This is a genomic window from Citrobacter sp. Cpo148 (assembly GCF_030332375.1).
Taxonomy (GTDB): domain Bacteria; phylum Pseudomonadota; class Gammaproteobacteria; order Enterobacterales; family Enterobacteriaceae; genus Citrobacter; species Citrobacter portucalensis.
The window spans coordinates 736,666-759,256 of record NZ_JAOWHY010000043.1 but is presented as its reverse complement, the minus strand read 5'-3'; the positions used below and the strand labels follow the sequence as shown (position 1 = coordinate 759,256).

The 22,591-nt window shown below is 52.4% G+C and carries 21 protein-coding genes; 9 read left to right on the top strand and 12 right to left on the bottom strand.

What is annotated here, in order from left to right; translation table 11 throughout:
* Positions 1–39: 39 nt before the first annotated feature.
* Both fadD and rnd read left to right on the top strand, forming a co-directional pair.
* Positions 40–1,725: a long-chain-fatty-acid--CoA ligase FadD gene (gene fadD, locus OGY10_RS13520; protein WP_125362605.1), complete on the top strand. Its 1,686-nt coding sequence runs from the start codon at positions 40–42 to the stop codon at positions 1,723–1,725.
* A gap of 84 nt (positions 1,726–1,809) precedes the next feature.
* Entirely contained in the window at positions 1,810–2,925 is a 1,116-nt protein-coding gene (gene rnd / locus OGY10_RS13515; RefSeq protein WP_057066803.1) for a ribonuclease D, read from the top strand.
* 49 nt (positions 2,926–2,974) lie between these two features.
* On the opposite strand, the gene OGY10_RS13510 is transcribed toward rnd, so the two are convergent.
* From OGY10_RS13510 to OGY10_RS13495, 4 genes are all read right to left on the bottom strand, one after another.
* On the bottom strand, positions 2,975–3,940 hold the full coding sequence (locus tag OGY10_RS13510) for a PDR/VanB family oxidoreductase (RefSeq protein WP_191227100.1): 966 nt from the start codon (positions 3,938–3,940) through the stop codon (positions 2,975–2,977).
* Positions 3,941–4,011: 71 nt separating this feature from the next.
* Positions 4,012–5,136, bottom strand: a complete 1,125-nt coding sequence (gene yeaW / locus OGY10_RS13505; protein WP_048216199.1) for a carnitine monooxygenase, oxygenase subunit YeaW — start codon at positions 5,134–5,136, stop codon at positions 4,012–4,014.
* 44 nt (positions 5,137–5,180) lie between these two features.
* Positions 5,181–6,782 (bottom strand): BCCT family transporter, encoded by a 1,602-nt coding sequence (locus tag OGY10_RS13500; protein WP_048216200.1) that lies wholly within the window; start codon positions 6,780–6,782, stop codon positions 5,181–5,183.
* A gap of 251 nt (positions 6,783–7,033) precedes the next feature.
* Entirely contained in the window at positions 7,034–8,116 is a 1,083-nt protein-coding gene (locus OGY10_RS13495) for a tartrate dehydrogenase (RefSeq protein WP_191227101.1), read from the bottom strand.
* A 103-nt stretch (positions 8,117–8,219) separates the two neighbouring features.
* Between OGY10_RS13495 and OGY10_RS13490 the strand changes: the two genes are divergently transcribed.
* A complete protein-coding gene (locus tag OGY10_RS13490; protein WP_020996618.1) occupies positions 8,220–9,137 on the top strand; it encodes a LysR family transcriptional regulator in 918 nt (305 codons plus the stop codon).
* Positions 9,138–9,223: 86 nt separating this feature from the next.
* Here the strand turns inward: OGY10_RS13490 and minE are convergent, their stop codons facing one another.
* The 3 genes from minE to minC are packed head-to-tail and all read right to left on the bottom strand — an operon-like array spanning position 9,224 to position 11,037.
* The gene (gene minE, locus OGY10_RS13485; RefSeq protein ID WP_003833739.1) at positions 9,224–9,490 is read right to left on the bottom strand and encodes a cell division topological specificity factor MinE; all 267 of its coding nucleotides are present in this window, start codon (positions 9,488–9,490) and stop codon (positions 9,224–9,226) included.
* A 3-nt stretch (positions 9,491–9,493) separates the two neighbouring features.
* Positions 9,494–10,306: a septum site-determining protein MinD gene (minD, locus tag OGY10_RS13480; RefSeq protein ID WP_003020956.1), complete on the bottom strand. Its 813-nt coding sequence runs from the start codon at positions 10,304–10,306 to the stop codon at positions 9,494–9,496.
* A gap of 23 nt (positions 10,307–10,329) precedes the next feature.
* Positions 10,330–11,037, bottom strand: coding sequence for a septum site-determining protein MinC (gene minC, locus OGY10_RS13475; RefSeq protein WP_003833736.1), 708 nt, complete (start codon positions 11,035–11,037; stop codon positions 10,330–10,332).
* A 126-nt stretch (positions 11,038–11,163) separates the two neighbouring features.
* On the opposite strand from minC, the gene OGY10_RS13470 reads away from it, so the two are divergent.
* The 3 genes from OGY10_RS13470 to ycgN all read left to right on the top strand — a co-directional run bounded on the left by OGY10_RS13470 (position 11,164) and on the right by ycgN (position 12,725).
* On the top strand, positions 11,164–11,457 hold the full coding sequence (locus tag OGY10_RS13470) for a YcgL domain-containing protein (RefSeq protein WP_003833735.1): 294 nt from the start codon (positions 11,164–11,166) through the stop codon (positions 11,455–11,457).
* 69 nt (positions 11,458–11,526) lie between these two features.
* Positions 11,527–12,186 carry a fumarylacetoacetate hydrolase family protein gene (locus OGY10_RS13465; RefSeq protein WP_003833734.1) on the top strand — a complete coding sequence of 220 codons (660 nt, stop codon included), beginning with the start codon at positions 11,527–11,529 and terminating at the stop codon, positions 12,184–12,186.
* A 92-nt stretch (positions 12,187–12,278) separates the two neighbouring features.
* Positions 12,279–12,725, top strand: coding sequence for a cysteine cluster protein YcgN (gene ycgN / locus OGY10_RS13460; RefSeq protein ID WP_003020944.1), 447 nt, complete (start codon positions 12,279–12,281; stop codon positions 12,723–12,725).
* A gap of 29 nt (positions 12,726–12,754) precedes the next feature.
* Here ycgN and OGY10_RS13455 read toward each other — a convergent pair whose 3' ends face one another.
* From OGY10_RS13455 to nhaB, 3 genes are all read right to left on the bottom strand, one after another.
* A complete protein-coding gene (locus OGY10_RS13455; protein ID WP_003020940.1) occupies positions 12,755–13,096 on the bottom strand; it encodes a TehB family protein in 342 nt (113 codons plus the stop codon).
* Positions 13,097–13,206: 110 nt separating this feature from the next.
* Entirely contained in the window at positions 13,207–13,737 is a 531-nt protein-coding gene (gene dsbB, locus OGY10_RS13450) for a disulfide bond formation protein DsbB (protein WP_003844060.1), read from the bottom strand.
* A 141-nt stretch (positions 13,738–13,878) separates the two neighbouring features.
* Positions 13,879–15,423, bottom strand: coding sequence for a Na(+)/H(+) antiporter NhaB (gene nhaB / locus OGY10_RS13445; RefSeq protein ID WP_191227102.1), 1,545 nt, complete (start codon positions 15,421–15,423; stop codon positions 13,879–13,881).
* A gap of 236 nt (positions 15,424–15,659) precedes the next feature.
* Between nhaB and fadR the strand changes: the two genes are divergently transcribed.
* Complete coding sequence (fadR, locus tag OGY10_RS13440; protein ID WP_003833559.1) at positions 15,660–16,379, top strand: fatty acid metabolism transcriptional regulator FadR; 720 nt, start codon at positions 15,660–15,662, stop codon at positions 16,377–16,379.
* Positions 16,380–16,481: 102 nt separating this feature from the next.
* Here the strand turns inward: fadR and OGY10_RS13435 are convergent, their stop codons facing one another.
* Positions 16,482–18,014, bottom strand: a complete 1,533-nt coding sequence (locus OGY10_RS13435) for a SpoVR family protein (RefSeq protein WP_003833557.1) — start codon at positions 18,012–18,014, stop codon at positions 16,482–16,484.
* Between the two features lie 322 nt (positions 18,015–18,336).
* On the opposite strand from OGY10_RS13435, the gene OGY10_RS13430 reads away from it, so the two are divergent.
* The gene (locus OGY10_RS13430; protein WP_003833553.1) at positions 18,337–19,635 is read left to right on the top strand and encodes a D-amino acid dehydrogenase; all 1,299 of its coding nucleotides are present in this window, start codon (positions 18,337–18,339) and stop codon (positions 19,633–19,635) included.
* Between the two features lie 12 nt (positions 19,636–19,647).
* Positions 19,648–20,718: a catabolic alanine racemase DadX gene (gene dadX / locus OGY10_RS13425; protein ID WP_008785012.1), complete on the top strand. Its 1,071-nt coding sequence runs from the start codon at positions 19,648–19,650 to the stop codon at positions 20,716–20,718.
* A 104-nt stretch (positions 20,719–20,822) separates the two neighbouring features.
* On the opposite strand, the gene OGY10_RS13420 is transcribed toward dadX, so the two are convergent.
* Positions 20,823–22,556: a potassium/proton antiporter gene (locus OGY10_RS13420; RefSeq protein WP_191227103.1), complete on the bottom strand. Its 1,734-nt coding sequence runs from the start codon at positions 22,554–22,556 to the stop codon at positions 20,823–20,825.
* Positions 22,557–22,591 lie beyond the last annotated feature (35 nt).

Here is a 22,591-nt window from a genome sequence, read left to right as displayed (position 1 = left end):
GTTGTGATGACGACGAATACGCATTTTAGAGGTGATGTATTGAAAAAGGTTTGGCTTAACCGTTATCCCGCTGGTGTTCCTGCGGAGATCAATCCTGACCGTTATCAATCCCTGGTGGAACTCTTTGAACACTCAGTAAGACGCTATGCCGATCAGCCCGCGTTTGTAAACATGGGGGAGGTGATGACCTTCCGCAAGCTTGAAGAGCGTAGCCGTGCGTTTGCCGCATATTTGCAACAGGGGCTCGGGCTGAAAAAGGGCGATCGCGTCGCGCTGATGATGCCGAATCTGCTGCAATATCCGGTCGCACTGTTTGGGATTTTACGTGCCGGCATGATCGTCGTGAACGTGAACCCGTTGTATACGCCTCGCGAGCTGGAACATCAGCTCAACGACAGCGGCGCGTCGGCGATTGTCATCGTATCTAACTTTGCTCATACGCTGGAAAAGGTGGTCGACAAAACGTCGGTGCAACACGTGATCCTGACGCGTATGGGCGATCAGCTGTCTACCGCCAAAGGAACGCTGGTTAACTTTGTCGTGAAGTACATCAAGCGCCTGGTGCCGAAGTATCACCTGCCGGATGCCATCTCATTTCGCAGTGCGCTGCAAAACGGCTATCGCATGCAGTATGTGAAGCCCGAAGTGGTGTCGGAAGATTTGGCGTTTCTGCAATATACCGGCGGGACAACCGGCGTGGCGAAAGGCGCGATGCTCACGCACCGCAACATGCTGGCTAACCTGGAGCAGGTTAACGCCACCTACGGCCCATTGTTGCATCCGGGCAAAGAACTGGTGGTAACGGCTCTACCGCTGTATCACATTTTTGCGCTGACGATGAACTGCCTGCTGTTTATTGAGTTGGGTGGTCAAAACCTGCTGATTACTAACCCGCGTGATATCCCAGGACTGGTCAAAGAGCTGGCGAAGTATCCGTTTACCGCGATGACCGGCGTCAATACGCTGTTTAACGCGCTGCTAAATAACAAAGAGTTTCAGCAACTGGACTTCTCGTCACTGCACCTTTCAGCAGGTGGCGGAATGCCGGTTCAACAGGCGGTAGCTGAACGTTGGGTGAAGCTGACGGGGCAGTATCTGCTGGAAGGCTATGGTCTGACGGAGTGCGCCCCGCTGGTGAGTGTCAACCCTCACGATATTGACTACCACAGCGGAAGTATCGGTTTACCGGTTCCCTCCACTGAGGTCAAGCTGGTGGACGACGACGACAACGAAGTGCCGCCGGGAGAACCGGGTGAGCTGTGTGTGAAAGGTCCACAGGTGATGCTGGGCTACTGGCAGCGACCAGACGCCACTGACGAAATCATCAAAGACGGCTGGCTGCACACCGGCGATATTGCGGTGATGGATGATGAAGGCTTCCTGCGTATTGTCGATCGTAAGAAAGATATGATCCTGGTGTCCGGCTTTAACGTCTACCCTAATGAAATTGAAGACGTGGTTATGCAACACCCTGGCGTGCAGGAAGTGGCTGCTGTTGGGGTTCCGTCCGGCAGCAGCGGTGAAGCGGTGAAAATTTTCGTGGTGAAGAAAGATGCCTCGTTAACCGATGACGCGCTGGTCACTTTCTGTCGTCGTCACCTGACGGGCTATAAAGTACCAAAGCTGGTGGAGTTTCGCGATGAGTTGCCGAAATCTAACGTTGGTAAAATTTTGCGACGAGAATTACGTGACGAAGCGCGTGCCAAAGTGGACAATAAAGGCTGAGCGTTAAGTCAGCCAGTAGAAAACGCCGGGAAACCCGGCGTTTTTTTTGGCGCAAACCTAAGAGAGCACGATTTGAATTATCAAATGATCACCACGGACGACGCGTTGGCCACGCTGTGCGAAGCCGTCCGTGAATTTCCGGCGATAGCCCTGGATACAGAATTTGTTCGCACGCGTACCTATTATCCGCAGTTGGGGCTGATCCAGCTGTTTGATGGCAAACACGTTGCTCTGATTGATCCGCAGGGGATCACCGACTGGTCGCCGCTGCGCGATATTCTGCGTGATACTGCCATCACCAAATTCCTGCATGCAGGTAGCGAAGATCTGGAAGTGTTTCTCAACGCTTTTGGCGAACTGCCGCAGCCGTTGATTGATACACAAATTCTGGCTGCTTTTTGTGGTCGTCCGCTGTCGTGGGGGTTTGCCGCGATGGTGGAAGAGTTTACGGGGGTGGCGCTGGACAAAAGCGAATCCCGCACCGACTGGCTGGCCAGACCGCTGACCGAGCGTCAGTGTGAGTACGCGGCGGCTGATGTCTGGTATCTATTACCGATCACCACAAAACTGATGGTTGAAACTGAAGCCAGCGGCTGGCTGCCAGCCGCACTGGACGAATGTCGCTTAATGCAGCAGCGTCGCCAGGAGGTTCTGGCGCCTGAAGACGCATGGCGCGATATCACTAACGCCTGGCAGTTGCGTACTCGTCAGTTGGCCTGCCTGCAACTGCTTGCCGACTGGCGACTGCGTAAAGCGCGTGAGCGCGATCTGGCGGTGAACTTTGTGGTGCGTGAAGAACACCTGTGGGCGGTCGCTCGTTATATGCCAGGGAGTCTGGGTGAGCTGGACAGCCTCGGCCTTTCCGGTAGTGAAATTCGCTTCCACGGCAAAACGCTGATTTCTCTGGTAGAAAAAGCGCAGGCTTTACCGGAAGAATCACTGCCACAGCCGCTGCTGAATTTGATGGATATGCCTGGATACCGCAAAGCGTTTAAAGCTATTAAGGCGCTGGTTGCCGAGGTGAGTACTGAGCATAATCTTAGCGTCGAACTGCTGGCTTCACGCCGTCAAATCAACCAGCTACTCAACTGGCACTGGAAATTAAAGCCGCAGCAGACCCTGCCGGAGTTGGTTTCCGGTTGGCGTGGCGAACTGATGTCCGATCGTCTCAACGCGCTGCTGCAGGAATATCCGCAGTAAGTCACCAGGCTCGCCGGGTTGCGCCATTGCTAACCCGGCCTGCGCAACGCTACAAATCAAGCACCAGGCGCTTACCTTTGGCGCGTGAGCAGCAAATAAGCATGCTTTGCTGGCTGGCTTTTTCGTCGTCGCTGAAATACTGATCGCGGTGATCCGCTTCCCCTTCAAGAATCGTCGTTTCACAGGTGCCGCAAACACCTTCCCGGCACAGGCACTCAACGCGCGCGGCTTTGTTATTTTCGATAACCTGCAAAATGGTCATCTCTTCCGGGACCACAAACTCGCGTCCGGAACGCGCCAGAATCAGGGTAAAGGCATCACCGCTTTTATCTTCCAGCGCAAATTGTTCGAAATGTAGCGTATTGCTGTCCAGTCTATGGAGGGAAGCCGCTTCTCTGACGGCATCGTTGAGCACTGCTGGCCCGCAGGTGTAAATATGTGTGCCGGGTTCGACATCGGCCAGCAGGCGAGATAAATCAAGGCGGGTCCCTGCTCTTGACAGATGCAGATGAATACGATCGACGCTGGGGTGCTGCAGGAGTTCGTCATAAAACGCGCAGTTGTCCTGACTGGGAGAGCAATAATGCAGTTGCCATTGCGCCTTAGAATGTTCCAGCTCCGGGATATGCGATAAAAACGGTGTGATGCCGATACCTCCAGCAATCAACAGATGTTGTTGTGCCTGAGGAGCGAGGGCGAACAGATTGTTTGGTGTGGAGATCGTGAGCGTGTCGCCGGGTTTCACGTTTTGATGCAGATATCGTGAGCCGCCTTTGGATGCTTCCTCCAGTCGTACGGCGATTTGCCAGGCGCTCGTATCAAAGGGTGAACTCATCAGCGAGTATGCATTGCTGTACAGATTCTCGCCATCGCGCATCTGCACGATAATATGGCTGCCACCCTGAAACGCGGGCAACGGCTCGCCTGATGTCGCCGTTAAAGTAAAGCGTTTTACCTGCGCGGTAATCGTCTCAATCCGGCTGACCCGGACTTCTTGCATTTGATAATCAGACATTGCGGCACTCCCTAAAAAATCTGTCCGGCGCGGCTTAACGATGCGCCGGAACCTGTCGTTACAGCCTCTGGTTATTCCTGAAACACCTGAGCGACCAGATTATGGAAATGGGCAATGCCATGTTCGGAGATACCGCTGCCGCTGGTGTCGGCCATAATGCGGCCCTGACCGCGATACCCGCGCGATTTCAACCCTTTTTGGACACTTTCAACCAGACGTAAATCTTCAGGGCGGAAGACGTTGCGATACCATTCGATCAATTGTTTCTGCTCTTCGGTCAGATCTTCGTTGGTGAAGTAGATGTCATAGTTTTGCAGCGTGGTTTCTGCATCCACTGGAAATTCGTAGATAACGGTCATCATGCCTTTGATTGGCGTAACGTTGAGCATGGTGCACGGCCACAGCCAGAAACCGTGGAAGGCGGCATCAACACCTTCTTCGAACTTAAATGACTGCTCTGACGGTTTGGCGAAACCGTATTGTAGCGTCCAGTTGCCGTGCATAGTATGCCAGTAACGATCAACCTGAACCGAGTCGGAAAAACCAGGGTGAGCCGGGCCGCAGTGGTAGCACTCCAGATAGTTATCGACAATATTCTTCCAGTTGGCTGGAGTTCGGGTCGTAAAGCGCGCCGCCAGCTTCAGGTCATGCACATCAGGGCAGGCTTCGATAACTTTGTCTGCAAGACCTGGGAGTTGCTCTTCCACGCTGCCCGCGTTCGGATCCATGTTGATAAACACGAATCCGGCATATTCTTCCAGCCGTACCGGGGTGAGATGTGCTTTCTCACTGTCGAAGTTGGCAACGTTTTCGCAGTTACGTGCATGCGCCAGGTTACCGTCAAGCTTGAATGCCCAGGCGTGGTAAGGGCAGGTAATCACATTTTTCGCTTTCCCTTCGCCGCTCAACAGCTGATGACCACGATGCGGGCAAACGTTGTAGAACGCGCGCAGCACGTTATCGCGACCACGTACCAGCACGATGTTCTCGCCAATCACTTCCCGGGTTACATAGTCATTGGGTTTCGCCAGTTCGCTACTGTGGGCGACGCAAATCCAGCTCTTAGCGAACACTTTCTCCTGCTCGTGCTCGAAGGCCTGATGGTCGGTATAGAACCGGGCAGGGATAGTCCAGGCGTCCTGTGGGTTGGCACAGAAATTTTGCGGCAGAATAAACTCAGGGCTCAGATTGCTCATTGGAATACCTTTAATTTGTGAGTAAGAGGATTTTTTACTGGCGCTTAATTGTCGCCTTTGAGTAATGTCGCGGCCGGTGGTGCGACGGGGACGTCCACTGGCGTTTCGGGGAGATGACCTTCAATTTGATGTGCAGGAACGTGGGCATAGTCCTGCCGTACCCAACGAAGAAAACCGCCAACCTTCACCAACAGAATGGCGAGGAAGGGAAGTGCGGTCAGAACCACCGTGGTCTTCATGGTTTCCAGGGACGCGCCGGTGAACAAAATCGATAATGGGATCAGGGTGATGACCACGCACCAGAACAGACGTAAGCTACGTTGCGGATCTTCCCCTTCCTGCAGGTTACGCGTGCTGGTGGCCGCCATGGTGTAGGCGACGGCATCCATATGCGAGGCGAGAAAAATAATCATGATTGCCAGATACGCCACCAGGAACAGTTTCCCGGCAGGCAACGACATCAACACTTGCTGTACGGCTGTTTCGCCGCCTAACGTGGCCATAACCTGCGGTACGTCGATCACACCGTTCACAAATTGGTGAATGGAGTAGCTTTCCATCACGCCAAAGAAGAACCAGCAGCCAACGGTACTACCCAGGATTAACGCCCAGATAACCTCTTTGATTTTGCGACCACGGGATACGCGAGTGACAAACATTGCCACGCCAGGGGTGTAGGAGATCCACCACAGCCAATAGAACACCGTCCAGTTGCGGGTGAACTCACCGTTGCCGAGCGGGTCGGTGAACAGACTCATCTGCAAAAAGTTTTGTGTCGTCAGACCGATGGCGTTAATGATGTTGTTGGTGATGAACTCGGTCGGGCCGACAATCAGCACCAACAGCGGCAGTAAAAACGCCCCCCAGCCGACCATTTTGCTCAGACGTTGCAAGCCGTTGTTGATGCCAATCCAGGAGCTCAGACAGAAAATGCCGCCAGAGAACAGGATAACAAACGCCTGTACGGTGAAGTTATCCGGTAAACCCGTGAGAGCAGATAAACCACGGGTAAAGGTGGCGGCGGTGACAACCAGAGAGATGGTTAACGCGCCAACTGTGGCGATCAGGAACATCAAATCAACCAGCCGGCCCCAGACGCCCTGCGGATGCACGCCGGTGATAGCGGCGATTATTCCGGACAGGCTCAGCCCTTTGTTTTTCCGCACATGAAAGTGGTAGGCCATGGTTAATGAAGCCAGCGTATAGGTCGCCCAGGCGCTGATTCCCCAATGGAAAAAAGAGTAGGGTAAGCTGTATTCCAGCGCTTTTTGCGAGTGCGGAGCGATATTCAGACCCGGGGTCTGGTAATAATAGGCCCACTCAGCAACGCCCCAGTAGAGCGTGGAGGATCCTAGTCCGGCACAAATAAACATAAACAGCCAGGACAGCGTGCTGTATTCCGCTTTTCCTTCTCCCAGACGAATGTTGCCGTATTTGCTGGTGGCCAGCCAGACGACCAGACCCATCGCCATCAGAACGAGGATCTGCACGGCGGAACCCAGCATCCGGGTAACGCCGTTAAAAAGGGTATTTGCGACTTGTGCAGACTGCTGAGGGAAGAGACTAAGTGTGGCGGCGATGAAAAGAATAGCCACCAGACTGATGGCTATCAGCGGCATGTCTTTTTTCTTAACGTTGCTCAACATGGGATCTCCTGGGCACAGTTGCCCGCGTATGGCATTAGCCTGTCGTTGTTATCATGCTGTAGGGAATCAGTGACTTTGTATTTAACAATTTTATTATTTGTTCTTTACATGAATTAAACAATTGCTCGATGCGTGAAGCAATAAAACACGGAACGGAAATAATAAAAGGTGAATTGGCGCAGGTTATTGGCGCCATAAAAAGCATAAAAAAGCCGCGTCAGTGACGCGGCTCATATTCCGTGGTTTGACCTCTAACGCAATGCCCGAGAGATGGCCTCACCAACCTGTTGGGTGGTGGCAGTGCCTTTCATATCCGGTGTTTTCGGGCCGCTGGCAATAACCTGCTCAATTGCCGCCAGAATACCGTCGTGGGCGGCTTTATAGTTAGCATCACCGTTGCCAAGGAAGTCGAGCATCATGGCGCCAGCCCAGATAGTCGCTATAGGGTTGGCGATGTTCTTGCCGTAGATATCGGGGGCCGAACCGTGTACTGGCTCGAACAGAGACGGGAAGGTGCGTTCCGGGTTTAAGTTGGCTGAAGGCGCAATGCCAATCGTTCCGGTACAGGCTGGACCGAGATCGGAGAGGATGTCGCCAAACAGGTTGGAGGCAACCACCACGTCAAAACGCTCCGGCTGTATCACAAAGCGGGCGCAAAGTATATCAATATGCTGTTTATCCCAACGGATCTCGGGATAGTGAGCCGCCATTGCTTCCACGCGCTCGTCCCAGTACGGCATGCTGATGGCCAGGCCGTTGGATTTGGTCGCCGAGGTCAGGGTTTTGCGCGGGCGATGTTGTGCCAGCTCGAAAGCGTAACGCAATATACGATCGACGCCGCGACGGGTGAAGACCGACTCCTGGATAACCACTTCGTGTTCTGTACCTTCGCTTACGCGTCCGCCGAGTGAAGAGTATTCTCCCTCGGTGTTCTCGCGCACCACATAGAAATCAATGTCGCCTGGCTGCTTGCCTGCCAGCGGGCAAGGTACGCCTGGAAACAGACGTACCGGGCGCAGGTTGACATACTGGTCGAATTCGCGGCGAAACTTAAGCAGCGAGCCCCATAATGAGATGTGGTCCGGCACGGTGTCCGGCCAGCCAACGGCACCAAAATAGATAGCATCGAAGGATTGTAACTGCTCGTGCCAGTCATCCGGCATCATCTTCCCGTGATGGGCGTAGTACTCGCAGCTGGCCCATTCCATTTGCTCAAAGCTGAGTGACAACCCCCAACGCTCGGCGGCTGCCTGCAACACCTGAATGCCTTCAGGCAGGACTTCTTTACCAATGCCATCTCCGGGGATAGCGGCAATACGACAGGTTTTCTTCATAGCAGCTCTCACTTGTACGCCATCAAAATTGACTTTCCCCGTATCCTATAATTGACTGATTAATAGTTAATCCCCCTAACTGGTGAAACATAAAACACAGATCATGAATAATCTGCCGCTGCTAAATGATTTACGCGTCTTTATGCTGGTTGCCCGTCGTGCGGGATTTGCCGCCGTTGCCGAAGAGCTGGGCGTATCTCCGGCTTTTATCAGTAAGCGCGTTGCCCTGTTGGAGCAAACGCTGAACGTGGTGCTGTTGCACCGAACAACGCGGCGCGTAACCATCACGGAAGAGGGAGAGCGGATCTACGAATGGGCACAGCGGATCCTGCAGGATGTCGATCAGATGATGGACGAGCTGTCCGATGCCAGGCAGATCCCGCAGGGGATGCTACGAATTATCAGTAGCTTTGGTTTTGGCCGCCGGGTGGTCGCTCCGGCGCTGTCTGCGCTGGCAAAAGAGTACCCGCAGTTAGAACTGAGGTTCGATGTTGAAGACCGTCTGGTCGATATGGTCAATGAGGGCGTCGATCTCGATATTCGTATCGGGGATGATATCGCGCCGAACCTGATTGCCCGCAAGCTGGCGACTAACTATCGTATTCTGTGCGCCTCGCCGGAATTTGTGGCGCGGCATGGAGTGCCGAAACAACTGAACGATCTTTCTACTTTCCCCTGCCTGGTTATTAAAGAACGTGACCATCCGTTTGGTATCTGGCAAATGCGTAATAAAGAGGGCGCACACTCAATAAAGGTTACGGGGCCGCTGTCGTCTAACCATGGCGAAGTGGTACATCAATGGTGTCTGGATGGGCAGGGAATTGCTTTGCGTTCGTGGTGGGACGTTTGCGACAACATTGCCAGCGGACATCTGGTGCATATATTGCCTGAGTATTATCAACCCGCCAATATATGGGCGGTTTATGTCTCCCGGCTGGCGACGTCGGCAAAAATCCGTATTACGGTTGAGTATTTACGCCGCTATTTTGCCGAAAACTACCCAAAGTTTACTTTGGAATAAATGCTCGATAGGTTAGTCAGAGACAGAAAATAAAAAAGGCAGAATAATCTGCCTTTTTCGTAACCATGATTTAGCGACAAAAGAGCTTATTTAGACTCTTCCGCTTCAGGTAATGTCACGTTAAGTTCGAGGATCGAAATATCGCCGTCTTTTTGTTCAAGTTGTACTGTGACCATTTCGGGATCAATTTGTACATACTTGCAGATAACGTCGAGAATATCTTTGCGCAGCTGCGGTAAATAATGTGGCTCGGCGTCACTACGACGACGTTCCGCAACAATAATCTGCAGTCGCTCTTTAGCGATGTTCGCTGTGCTCTTTTTCCGCGAGAGAAAAAAATCCAGTAATGCCATAACTTATCCTCCGAACAGGCGTTTGAGGAAACCTTTCTTCTCTTCTTCAATGAAGCGGAAAGGACGTTCTTCTCCCAACAGACGGTCTACGGTATCAGCATAGGCTTTACCGGCATCAGCATTGATGTCGAGAATAACCGGCTCACCCTGGTTAGACGCGCGCAGGACTGACTGATCTTCAGGAATCACGCCAACCAGCTTGATTCGCAGAATTTCCAGTACGTCTTCCATGCTCAGCATGTCACCTTTATTTACGCGGCCAGGGTTGTAGCGCGTCAGCAACAAATGCTCTTTAATTGGATCTTCACCGTTTTCCGCGCGACGAGATTTCGACGCCAGAATACCCAGTATGCGGTCAGAGTCACGTACAGAGGAGACTTCCGGGTTGGTGGTAATAATCGCTTCATCGGCAAAATACAGGGCCATCAGCGCACCAGTTTCAATACCCGCCGGAGAGTCGCAGACGATGAAGTCGAATTCCATCGTTTTCAGGTCGTCCAGAACTTTCGCGACGCCTTCACGCGTCAGCGCGTCTTTATCGCGAGTTTGTGAGGCCGGAAGAATAAAGAGATTTTCGGTACGCTTATCTTTGATTAGCGCCTGATTTAACGACGCATCGCCCTGAATAACGTTGACGAAGTCGTAAACGACGCGGCGTTCACAACCCATAATCAGATCGAGATTACGCAGGCCGATATCGAAATCAATAACGACAGTTTTCTTTCCCTTCTGGGCCAAACCTGTAGCGATGGCCGCGCTGGAGGTGGTTTTGCCAACGCCCCCTTTACCCGAAGTAACAACAATAATGCGTGCCATAGAAATTCCTTGTTAAAAAGGGATCAATTCAACGGTTGAACTGTCAAAGCGTTCTCTGCTAATTGCAGACGTGCCGCTTTGCCATAAAATTCTGCTGGGATTTTATCACTCAGCCAATAAACACCTGCGATAGACACCAGTTCTGCCGTCAGATGGGTACAAAAAATTTGCGCTTCCCGGTCACCGCTTGCGCCTGCCAACGCACGGCCTCTCATCATTCCATAAACATGAATATTGCCATCAGCGATAAGCTCTGCGCCTGCACTGACGTGGCTTGTAACAATCAGATCACATTGTGGTGCATAAATGCGCTGACCGGAACGAACCGGCACATTTATTAATCGTGTTTTTGTGATGGGAGTAACGTTTTGTGGCGGAGCGACGGGAGCCGGGGCCTCAACGGGCGCAGGACGAATAGCTTTTTCTTTACCTTCAGTCAGTAAAGGAAGACCCATTTCGTCGATTTCTGCCTTGAGTCTGGCGTCTTTGCATCCGCTAACGCCGATAATGCGCAATCCGGTAGACGCGACAACCTTCTGCAGCGCTGACCAGTTTACCGGGCTTTCAAGACCACTCACGTTAACCACTACGGGAGCATGTTTTAAAAAAGCAGGTGCCTGCGCGATTTTGTCTTCCAACGCCTGACGAATAACCTCGGGTTCTGCTTCATGTAAATGAACCACTGATAAGGTGAAGCTACTGCCTTTAAGCTCGATTGGCGTGTTTGACATCCTGGCCTTACTCAATTTGCTATTTATCATCCCCAGCGCGGGGTGATATTCCGAAGACTATAAGGCATGTTATAGTCAGTATTATATTGAGGCAAGCCACCATTCCGTGAATTCAGAGTAAAAGATATGTTTTGTGTGATCTACCGAAGCAGTAAACGTGACCAGACCTATTTATATGTCGAAAAAAAAGACGATTTCTCGCGAGTTCCTGAAGAACTGATGAAAGGATTTGGTCAGCCGACGCTGGCAATGATGTTGCCGCTTGATGGCCGTAAAAAGCTGGTTAATGCCGATCTGGAAAAAGTAAAACAGGCACTCACCGAGCAGGGCTATTATTTACAAATACCACCGCCGCCAGAAGATTTACTTAAACAGCATCTGGCCGCGACGAAACAAAATACACCAGACGATAAACGTTAAACTGCATCCGGCAGCAGCACGCCCCATCGATGCAGTACCTGAAATTGATAACTACGTTAGGGGAAAGTAATGTATCAACATCATAACTGGCATGGTGCTCTGCTGGATTATCCGGTGAGTAAGGTGGTTTGCGTAGGGAGTAACTATGCCAACCATATTAAAGAGATGGGTGGAACGCCTCCGGAAGAACCGGTGCTGTTTATTAAACCGGAAACCGCGCTGTGCGATTTACGCCAGCCGCTGGTGATCCCATCTGATATGGGTTCGGTTCACCATGAAGTTGAGCTGGCTGTTTTGATTGGCGCGACCCTACGTCAGGCGACGGAAGAACATGTGCGCAAAGCCATTGCGGGCTATGGCGTCGCGTTGGATCTGACCCTGCGTGATATTCAGGGTAAAATGAAGAAGGCGGGGCAGCCGTGGGAAAAAGCGAAGGGTTTTGATAACTCTTGCCCGCTGTCAGGGTTTATTCCGGTAGCGGAATTTAATGGTGATCCTCAGGATACGATGCTCGGGTTAACGGTTAACGGTGAGCAGCGCCAGCACGGCACCACGGCGGATATGATCCATCAAATCGTGCCTTTGATTGCCTATATGAGTCGTTTCTTTACCCTCAAAGCGGGCGATGTTGTGTTGACGGGGACGCCAGCAGGAGTTGGGCCGTTAAACAGCGGTGATGAACTGGCTATTAGTTTTCATGGTCAAACGCTGACGACACGCGTGCTGTAATCTCTTCTTGCCGCCTTTTCGGGCGGCAAAACTTGCATCAGCGTGCCAGACTGGTTATAAGGTGCAGCTTTATTGCAATAGCGGATACCCTGATGAGCGACATACCTTTCTGGCAAAGTAAAACCCTGGATGAAATGACCGATGCCGAGTGGGAGTCATTATGTGACGGGTGTGGTCAATGCTGCCTGCATAAGCTGATGGATGAAGACACCGACGAAATCTATTTTACTAACGTCGCGTGTAAGCAGCTCAATATCAAAACCTGTCAGTGCCGTAATTATGAACGCCGATTCGAGTACGAGCCTGACTGTATCAAACTGACGCGCGATAATCTGCCCACCTTTGAATGGCTGCCGATGACCTGTGCGTATCGTCTGCTAGCGGAAGGTAAAGGGCTGCCGGAGTGGCATCCACTGCTGACGGGATCAAAAGCGGCGATGCACGGTGAACGTATTTCAGTACGTCATATTGCGGTGAAAGAATCGGAAGTGCGTGATTGGCAGGATCATATTTTGAACAAACCTTCATGGGCGGACTAAACCGCCCATCGATTAGCAGGCGTTAAGGCTTAAGACTTTTTCGCCTGATACATCTCATCGCCATGGTTGTCATCTTCAACCCAGAAATTGATGTTGAATTGGGCGTCGTCGCTTAATTCAACGCGATGCCAGTACTGCGGTGGACTGGTCGCAAACTGACCGGCATTAATCACCACTTTCACTTCAGGCTCTTTTGCGTCTTCATTGGCAAAGCCGTAATACGTTACCGTACCTTCCATCACACAAAGCTGGCCAAAAACGCCTGCTGCAGTGTTATGGTGAGAAAGAAGTGCTGCCGGGACGTTGTCTTTCGTGAAGAAGGGAGTAGAGCGTTTAACTTTCCAGTTTGCCGGGATGCGTAAATGGGACATAAGACATCTCCTTGGTGTGGCATCTATAAGATGTATTTAATATACATCTTATAGATGCCAGCAGGCAATGAATTTAAGGCAAAAAAAACGCTCCCGAAGGAGCGTCTCTGTTAGCGACCGAAGAGGTCACGTTTTTTCGGTTTGAACGGCTGTGCTATCACTACCAGCACGGCGACCACCAGGTAGGCGGCGAAGATCCCCAACAGCCACTGCGGCATTTCCAAGGTTAAAAAAGACCACTGGCGCTCAGCACAGTCACCGGACGCTAAAAACACCTGCGGCAGCCATTTGTCCAGCGGCAGCCAGCTTGGGAAGCGTGCGGCAAAATCACAGGTCATAAACGGGGATGGGTGCAGCTGAATCATGGTGTGCTCATACGCTAACTGAAGTCCGCGCCAGGCACTGTAAATCCAGATTATCATCGCCACATAGCGCAGCGGTGTTTTTGGTGCGATAGCACCCACCAGCCCTGCACCCATCACGCCAAATAATGCGCTACGTTCGTAAATACACAACACGCAAGGTTTTAGCAGCATGACGTGCTGGAACCACAGCGCGACGAGCTCCAGCGCAAAGGCGGTTAACGCCAACAATAACCATGCTCCACGACCTCGGGAGCACTGGTTTAAAAATCGCAACATAATCATTTCCCTGCAACATGCGTAGAGACCGCAGTTTAAACCAATTCACTTTATGCGCCACTAGCGGGAATTGAAAATTTGCGTAATCGGATATTTATCATGCAAAAAGTCAAACCGGGCAGTGATTTGCCCGGTTAATTGTTATGAAAGTGTAGCTAACCAGCCCGTTTGGGTCATCCACTCGGTCACCGGAACTAGCGTGAACTCGACGCAAAGCAGGCCGACGAGCGTCAGGACGAGAGTATAAGGCAGGGCCATCCACACCATGCGACCATAAGAGAGGCGAATCAACGGCGCCAGTGCAGAGGTCAGCAGGAACAGGAATGCAGCCTGGCCGTTTGGCGTGGCCACCGAAGGCAGGTTGGTCCCGGTATTGATCGCCACTGCCAACAGCTCAAATTGGTTAAGGCTGATGGTCCCATGTTCCATCGCGGCTTTGGCTTCATTGATATAAATCGTACCAACAAAAACGTTATCAGAGATCGAAGACAGCAGGCCGTTGAAGAGATAAAACAGCGTCAGTTGTGCATGTTCAGACGACTGCAACACAAACTGAATAATCGGTGAAAAGAGTTGTTGATCGATAATCACCGCGACAATAGAGAAGAACACGGTCAGCAGCGCGGTGAAGGGTAGCGACTCGGTAAAGGCCTTACCTATCGCATGTTCGTCGGTTACGCCGGTCAACGAGGTTGCCAGAATGATGACCGACAAACCGATCAATCCGACTTCTGCCAGATGCAGGGCCAAAGCAACGACCAGCCAGACGCCAATAATCGCCTGGACAATCAGTTTGATTTTGTCCTGGCGGGTACGTTGTTGGCGGCTCTGATCGTCAAACTGTTGCAGGACATCACGGACGGTCTCCGGCAGCGTTTCGCCATAGCCAAACCAGCGCAATTTCTCGACCAGTACACAGGTTAACAGGCCGCAAATCAGTACCGGGACGGTAACTGGCGACATGCGCAGGAAGAAGTCGCCAAAATGCCAGCCAGCCGCTTTGGCAATAATCAGGTTTTGTGGCTCGCCCACCATGGTCATCACGCCGCCTAACGCCGTACCGACACCCGCGTGCATCATCAGGCTACGCAGAAAACCGCGGAACTGCTCAAGTACGACTTTATTGTGCTGATCGATATGGCTGTCATCAAGCATGTTGTTGTCTTCCGCGCGAGAAGATGCAACGCGATGGTAGATACCATAAAACCCGACCGCAACGCTGATTACCACGGCAACGACGGTCAACGCATCGAGGAACGCCGAGAGAAAAGCGGCTGCAACACAAAAAGACAGTGACAGCAGCGTCTTGGAGCGAATAGTGAGCAGCAGACGAGTGAAAATAAACAGTAATAGCTGCTTCATAAAGTAGATGCCTGCCACCATAAACATCAGCAGCAATAACACCTCAAGATTTGCGGCAACCTCTTCACGCACATGCGTGGCGCTGGTCATGCCAATAATGACAGCTTCGATAGCCAACAGCCCGCCTGGCAGCAGTGGGTAGCATTTTAACGCCATCGCCAGCGTGAAAATGAACTCGGCCACCAGCAACCAGCCGGCGATAAAAGGGTTGATGAAAAAAATAATCGGGTTAACGGCTAAGAAGACAAGCAGTGCAAGTTTGTACCAGTCTGGTGATTGACCTAAAAAATTACGCCACATAGCGCGGCCCCATGATAGCTCCATGGTGATTTCCCTACCTTTAAAAATGAAATCATGTTTTTATGTTTGACCGCAAAGCTTAGCGGGAGGAGGGAGTACAGGCAAGCTATTCACGAGACTGGCAAGGTTGGCTGTGCTGTAGCGTTATTTGGAAAATGAAGCCTTGATCCACTTTTTCTTCATTGCGTCAGCTATCAGCTAAGATACCCATCTGGTATGATGTGTGTAACTATGTTTTGCTGTGTAATGGAATTTTTACTATGGTCATTAAGGCGCAAAGCCCGGCTGGGTTCGCGGAAGAGTACATCATTGAAAGTATCTGGAATAACCGCTTCCCACCTGGCACTATTTTGCCCGCTGAACGTGAACTCTCCGAACTTATTGGGGTGACACGTACCACGCTACGCGAAGTATTGCAGCGGTTGGCGCGAGATGGCTGGTTGACCATTCAACACGGCAAACCGACGAAGGTGAATAACTTCTGGGAAACTTCCGGGCTGAATATTCTTGAAACGCTGGCGCGTCTCGATCACGAGAGTGTCCCGCAGTTGATTGATAATCTGCTGTCCGTGCGTACCAATATTTCGACGATCTTTGTTCGCACTGCGTTTCGCCAGCATCCTGATAAAGCACAGGAGGTTTTGGCGACGGCAAATCAGGTGGCCGACCACGCTGACGCATTTGCCGATCTGGACTATAACATTTTCCGCGGCCTGGCATTTGCCTCCGGCAATCCGATTTACGGTTTGATCCTCAACGGTATGAAAGGATTATATACCCGCATTGGTCGTCATTATTTTGCCAATCCGGAAGCGCGCGCGCTGGCGCTGAGCTTCTACCGTAAACTGTCAGAACTCTGCGAGCAGGGCGCTCATGAGCAAGTGTATGAAACGGTGCGTCGCTATGGTCATGACAGTGGCGAAATTTGGCATCGCATGCAAAAGAGCCTGCCGGGCGATTTGGCGATTCAGGGCCGTTAATTGCTCAAAGCCGGATGGCGACGCCAAAGCGTCTTATCCGGCCTACAATACGTGCACTTCGTAGGCCGGATATGGTGTTTACACCGCCTCCGGTAATAAGATTTACAGACCGTTCATCCTTGGCGGGCAACGCTCCAACAGCTCCACGCTACCATCTTCATTCTGTTGCTCCAGCATCACGTCAAAACCCCAAAGCCGGTGTACGTGCTTGAGCACTTCTTTGCGTCCTTTATCCAGCGGTGCGCGATTATGCGGAATATAGCGTAAGGTGAGCGAACGGTCGCCACGCAGATCGACATTCCAGATTTGAATATTCGGCTCCAGGTTGCTGAGGTTGTATTGCGACGACAACCTGTTGCGGATCTCACGATATCCTTCCTCGTTATGAATCGCAGAAATCTCCAGATAGTTGTGACGATCGTCATCCAGCACGGTGAACAGACGGAAATCACGCATCACCTTTGGCGACAGGAACTGGCTGATAAAGCTCTCATCTTTGAAATCGCGCATCGCGAAATGCAAGGTTTCCAGCCAGTCGGAACCCGCTATGTCCGGGAACCAGTATTTGTCCTCCTCGGTCGGCGACTGACAAATACGTTTGATATCCTGGAACATGGCAAACCCCAGAGCGTACGGGTTTATCCCGCTATACCATGGGCTGTTGTAGGGCGGCTGAAATACCACATTGGTATGGCTATGCAGAAACTCCAGCATAAACCGTTCGGTGACTTTACCTTCATCATAAAGATGGTTCAGGATGGTGTAATGCCAGAAAGTGGCCCAGCCCTCGTTCATCACCTGCGTCTGTTTCTGCGGATAAAAATACTGGCTGACCTTGCGTACAATGCGCAGGACTTCACGTTGCCAGGACTCCAGCAGCGGGGCGTTCTTCTCCATGAAGTACAGCAGGTTCTCCTGTGGCTCAGAGGGATAACGCCGGGCTTCCGCCACGGTTTTCTCTTCCTCTTTCTTCGGCAGCGTGCGCCACAACATATTCACCTGGCTTTGCAGATACTCTTCACGGCTTTTCTGACGGGCTTTCTCTTCCTGTAGGGAGATTTTTTGCGGGCGTTTGTAACGGTCAACGCCGTAGTTCATCAGCGCATGGCAGGAGTCGAGCAGCTTTTCGACTTCATCCACGCCGTAACGCTCTTCACACTGGGTAATATAGTTTCGCGCGAAGATCAGGTAATCGACAATGGAACTGGCATCCGTCCAGCTTCGGAACAGGTAGTTGTTTTTGAAAAAGGAGTTGTGTCCGTAGCAGGCATGCGCCATCACCAGCGCCTGCATGGTGATGGTGTTCTCCTCCATCAGATACGCGATGCACGGATTGGAGTTGATAACGATCTCATAGGCCAGCCCCTGCTGACCATGCTTATACAAGCGCTCGGTTTCAATAAACTTTTTACCAAACGACCAGTGAGGATAGTTGATCGGCATCCCGACGCTGGAATAAGCGTCCATCATCTGTTCGGAGGTGATCACCTCGATTTGGTGCGGGTAGGTATCCAGTCTGTAGAGTTTCGCCACGCGGTCTATCTCTGCCAGATAGACATCCAGCAGATCAAACGTCCAGTCGGGTCCATCGCTTAACCGTGTGCTGTCCTTGTTCATGGAATCAATCGTAGCCATTCGCGCACCCTCATTGTTGGCGGCACTCTCTGTCTGGAGTACCTCATGTCAAGCATAGATCATGGTGTTAAAAAACGTGCTGCGGCAGAAATTTTTTCTTTGCGATTTCACGTTAGCGAGGCGTCGAAAAATGGCATGGCCGCAAAATTTTATGCTGGATAAAAATAACGCACAGCAGGAGATGCCAAAGCGGAGAGTCCCCAGCCATCACCGCTATATGTGAGGTAAGTCACCATAAAAAAGCCATATGTTGAATAATATTTTCAACTGAGTTATCAAGATGTAATTAGATGATTGTTCTTTTACTGTTAACGGAGTGGCTATGCGAGTTGTCATACTGGGAAGTGGTGTCGTTGGCGTGACCAGCGCCTGGTACTTAAGTCAGGCTGGACACGATGTCACCGTCATTGATCGTGAGCCCGGTCCGGCACTGGAAACCAGTGCGGCGAACGCGGGGCAAATCTCTCCAGGTTATGCAGCACCATGGGCGGCACCAGGCGTACCGCTAAAAGCAATTAAGTGGATGTTTCAGCGCCACGCTCCGCTGGCCGTCCGTCTTGACGGAACCCAGTTCCAGTTGAAATGGATGTGGCAGATGCTGCGCAACTGCGACACCAGCCACTATATGGAAAATAAAGGACGCATGGTGCGACTGGCGGAATACAGCCGTGATTGCCTGAAAGCGCTGCGCGCCTCTACCGGTATCGAGTACGAAGGGCGCCAGGGCGGAACCCTGCAACTTTTCCGTACCGCTCAACAGTATGAGAACGCTACCCGCGACATCGCCGTGCTCGAAGACGCTGGCGTGCCATATCAACTGCTGGAAGCAAACCGTCTGGCGGAAGTCGAACCCGCACTGGCAGAAGTAGCGCACAAACTGACCGGTGGTCTGCGCTTACCGAATGATGAAACCGGCGACTGCCAGCTGTTTACCCAGCGTCTGGCTCAGATGGCGGAGCAGGCGGGCGTTAAGTTTCGCTTTAACACCCCGGTCGATAAGCTGCTGAGCGATGGTGAGCAGATTTATGGCGTCCAGTGCGGCGAAGAGATAGTTAAAGCCGATGCCTATGTGATGGCGTTTGGTTCGTACTCCACGGCAATGCTGAAAGGGATCGTTGATATCCCGGTCTATCCGCTCAAAGGCTATTCGTTGACTATTCCGGTGGCGCAAGACGACGGTGCGCCGGTTTCTACTATCCTTGATGAAACCTACAAAATCGCTATTACCCGCTTTGACAATCGTATTCGCGTTGGCGGCATGGCGGAGATTGTCGGCTTTAATACAGAATTGCTACAACCTCGTCGTGAAACGCTGGAAATGGTCGTACGCGATCTCTTCCCGCGCGGCGGTCATGTGGAGCAGGCAACCTTCTGGACCGGACTGCGTCCGATGACGCCGGACGGAACGCCGGTGGTGGGGCGCACCCGCTTTAAGAATCTGCTGCTCAATACCGGCCACGGCACGCTGGGTTGGACCATGGCCTGCGGCTCCGGTCAGCTGCTGAGCGATATCCTTTCTGGCCGCACGCCAGCCATACCTTATGACGATCTGAGCGTGGCGCGTTACAGTCCGGGGTTTACCCCATCTCGTCCACGGCATTTACATGGCGCACATAACTGATAAGGACGTGAGATGACCCGCCCGATACTGGCCAGCATTGACCTGCAGGCGTTGAAACAAAATCTGACCATTACCCGCCAGGCCGCACCGGACGCCCGCGTCTGGTCGGTGGTGAAAGCCAATGCGTATGGACACGGTATTGAACGCGTCTGGAATGCGCTGGGCACAACCGATGGTTTTGCCATGCTCAATCTTGAAGAGGCGATAACCCTACGCGAGCGCGGATGGAAAGGCCCGATACTCATGCTGGAGGGTTTTTTCCACGCCGAAGACCTGACGGTATATGACAATTATCGACTCACCACCTGTGTACACAGTAACTGGCAGCTAAAAGCATTGCAGAATGCGCGCCTGAAGGCGCCGCTCGATGTTTACCTGAAGGTGAACAGTGGTATGAACCGCCTTGGTTTTTTACCGGAAAGAGTTCCCACGGTCTGGCAACAGCTGCGGGCGATGCCCAACGTCGGTGAAATGACGCTGATGTCGCATTTTGCCGATGCAGAGCACCCGGAAGGTATCCAGGAGGCTATGGCGCGTATTGCGCAGGCGACTGAAGAGCTGGAGTGCAGACGATCGCTGTCGAATTCGGCAGCCACGCTGTGGCACCCTGAAGCGCATTATGACTGGGTTCGTCCGGGCATTATTTTGTATGGTGCGTCGCCTTCAGGACAATGGCGGGACATCGCTAACACCGGCCTGAAGCCAGTGATGACGCTGAGCAGTGAGATCATCGGCATACAGACGCTGAAAGCTGGCGATCGGGTGGGCTACGGTGGACGCTACACTGCCAGCGGCGAGCAGCGCATTGGCATTGTAGCGACCGGCTATGCAGACGGTTATCCACGCCATGCGCCAAGTGGTACTCCGGTGCTGGTGGACGGTGTACGTACCGGGACGGTGGGGACAGTCTCAATGGATATGTTGGCGGTAGATCTGACACCATGCCCGCAGGCAGGGATCGGGACGCCGGTAGAGCTGTGGGGCAAAGAGATTAAAATTGACGATGTGGCCACCGCCGCAGGTACGGTAGGCTACGAGTTAATGTGTTCTCTGGCGCTACGCGTGCCAGTTGTGACGGTGTAACTTTATATAGCATTGCCTGATGCTGCTGCGTTTATCAGGCCTCCAGAGTCAGTGCATTTTGTAGGCCGGGTAAGGCGCAGCCGCCACCCGGCAAAACATCCGCTTTACTCATCCTCATCTTCAGCAACGCGAACACCGACCTTCAGCACCGCATTATCTTCCTTCTCGGCTACGGTCCAGATCATGCCAGCGAATTCCACCTGGTCACCGACGACCGGCGCGGCACCAAGCAGATGCTGGACAATTTCACCCAACGTTTGCTGCTTATCACGATACTCGGTGCCATCTTCCAGGCCATAAATCAGCGCCACATCGGCATATTTTGCGCTGGCTTCAAGAATAAAATCACCGAAGAAGCGCTGGTCTAACGACACAGGTGGCGACTGGCTGAACAGCTTGCCAAGAGCTGGGAGATCGCGCTCGCGGCCAATAACACACAATACGTCGCCTTCGCGCAGACGTGTGCTGCCGGAGGGGTGAAACAGCACGTTGTCACGAAACAGGGCGGCTATTCGCGTTTCTTCCGGCATATGTAGGTCGCGCAATGCGGCTCCTACGCACCACTTATCGGCGCTGAGCTGATAAACAAACTGCTCCCACGGGTTATCCGGATGAATATCCAGGCCAATGCGCGACACGGGCCAGCCAACAGGAGGGACCACCACTTTGGCTTTTTTAGCGGCCCAAGAAAGAGAGGTTCCCTGAAACAGCAACGAGATCAGTACCACGAAGAACGCGACGTTAAAGAACAGGCGCGCGTTCTCCAGACCCGCCATCATTGGGAAGACGGCGAGGATGATGGGTACCGCACCGCGCAGACCCACCCAACTGATGAAAATGCGCTCGCGCAGATTGAAGCCGCGAAACGGCAGCAGTCCGGCGAAAACCGAAAGCGGGCGGGCAATGAATATCATCCACGCAGACAAAATCAGTGCCGGGATTGCGATAGGCAGCAGGTCGGACGGCGTAACCAGCAGTCCGAGCACCAGGAACATGGCGATTTGCGCCAGCCAGGCCAGACCGTCGAAGTTTTGCAGAATGCCAAACCGGTTGCGAATAGGGCGATTACCCAGCAAGAAACCACACAGATAAACCGCCAGAATACCGCTGCCTTCCAGCGCAGTGGTCAGGGCAAAAATCAGGATCCCACCGCTTAACGCCAATAGCGGATACAGTCCGGCAGGCAGAGAAATGCGGTTAATCATCTGCTGGAGCATATATCCACCGCCCAGACCGATAACGATGCCTAAGCCAAACTGCTGGATAATGTGCACCGCGAACATCCAGCTTAAACCGGTTTCGTGGTTTTGGATCATGGCGATGAGCGTGATGGTCAAAAATACGGCCATCGGGTCATTACTGCCGGATTCAATTTCCAGCGTAGAGCCAACGCGTTCGTTAAGCCCCTTACCGCCAAGCAGAGAAAAGACCGCCGCGGCGTCGGTTGAACCAACAATCGCGCCAATCAGGAGTCCTTCAATAAGATCCAGATGAAACAGCCACGCGGCCATCATGCCAGTAAGTCCGGAAGTAATCAGCACACCGACCGTCGCCAACGATAGCGCCGGGCCTAACGCAACGCGAAAAGAGCTGGCCTGGGTGCGCATCCCGCCGTCGAGCAGGATAACTGCCAGTGCCAGGTTACTCACCATGTAGGCGAATGGATAGTTATCGAAAGGTATGCCGCCTATACCATCTACGCCCGCTAACATACCGATAGCGAGAAATATCACCAGGATAGGGATACCAAGGCGTGATGAGAATGAACTGAGTAAGATACTGCAGGTGACGAGAACGGAACCCAAAATAAAAAGGCTAATAATTGCTGCGGCATCCAACGTTCGGTTACTCCTGAATTACGCTGTTTCGTATT

Bases quoted from the DNA above. Each gene is read 5' to 3' on its own strand.
- rnd (WP_057066803.1), top strand. From the start codon at position 1,810: ATGATCACCACGGACGACGCGTTGGCCACGCTGTGCGAAGCCGTCCGT.
- OGY10_RS13510 (WP_191227100.1), bottom strand. From the start codon at position 3,940: ATGTCTGATTATCAAATGCAAGAAGTCCGGGTCAGCCGGATTGAGACG.
- yeaW (WP_048216199.1), bottom strand. From the start codon at position 5,136: ATGAGCAATCTGAGCCCTGAGTTTATTCTGCCGCAAAATTTCTGTGCC.
- OGY10_RS13500 (WP_048216200.1), bottom strand. From the start codon at position 6,782: ATGTTGAGCAACGTTAAGAAAAAAGACATGCCGCTGATAGCCATCAGT.
- OGY10_RS13495 (WP_191227101.1), bottom strand. From the start codon at position 8,116: ATGAAGAAAACCTGTCGTATTGCCGCTATCCCCGGAGATGGCATTGGT.
- OGY10_RS13490 (WP_020996618.1), top strand. From the start codon at position 8,220: ATGAATAATCTGCCGCTGCTAAATGATTTACGCGTCTTTATGCTGGTT.
- minE (WP_003833739.1), bottom strand. From the start codon at position 9,490: ATGGCATTACTGGATTTTTTTCTCTCGCGGAAAAAGAGCACAGCGAAC.
- minD (WP_003020956.1), bottom strand. From the start codon at position 10,306: ATGGCACGCATTATTGTTGTTACTTCGGGTAAAGGGGGCGTTGGCAAA.
- minC (WP_003833736.1), bottom strand. From the start codon at position 11,037: ATGTCAAACACGCCAATCGAGCTTAAAGGCAGTAGCTTCACCTTATCA.
- OGY10_RS13470 (WP_003833735.1), top strand. From the start codon at position 11,164: ATGTTTTGTGTGATCTACCGAAGCAGTAAACGTGACCAGACCTATTTA.
- OGY10_RS13465 (WP_003833734.1), top strand. From the start codon at position 11,527: ATGTATCAACATCATAACTGGCATGGTGCTCTGCTGGATTATCCGGTG.
- ycgN (WP_003020944.1), top strand. From the start codon at position 12,279: ATGAGCGACATACCTTTCTGGCAAAGTAAAACCCTGGATGAAATGACC.
- OGY10_RS13455 (WP_003020940.1), bottom strand. From the start codon at position 13,096: ATGTCCCATTTACGCATCCCGGCAAACTGGAAAGTTAAACGCTCTACT.
- dsbB (WP_003844060.1), bottom strand. From the start codon at position 13,737: ATGTTGCGATTTTTAAACCAGTGCTCCCGAGGTCGTGGAGCATGGTTA.
- nhaB (WP_191227102.1), bottom strand. From the start codon at position 15,423: ATGGAGCTATCATGGGGCCGCGCTATGTGGCGTAATTTTTTAGGTCAA.
- fadR (WP_003833559.1), top strand. From the start codon at position 15,660: ATGGTCATTAAGGCGCAAAGCCCGGCTGGGTTCGCGGAAGAGTACATC.
- OGY10_RS13435 (WP_003833557.1), bottom strand. From the start codon at position 18,014: ATGGCTACGATTGATTCCATGAACAAGGACAGCACACGGTTAAGCGAT.
- OGY10_RS13430 (WP_003833553.1), top strand. From the start codon at position 18,337: ATGCGAGTTGTCATACTGGGAAGTGGTGTCGTTGGCGTGACCAGCGCC.
- dadX (WP_008785012.1), top strand. From the start codon at position 19,648: ATGACCCGCCCGATACTGGCCAGCATTGACCTGCAGGCGTTGAAACAA.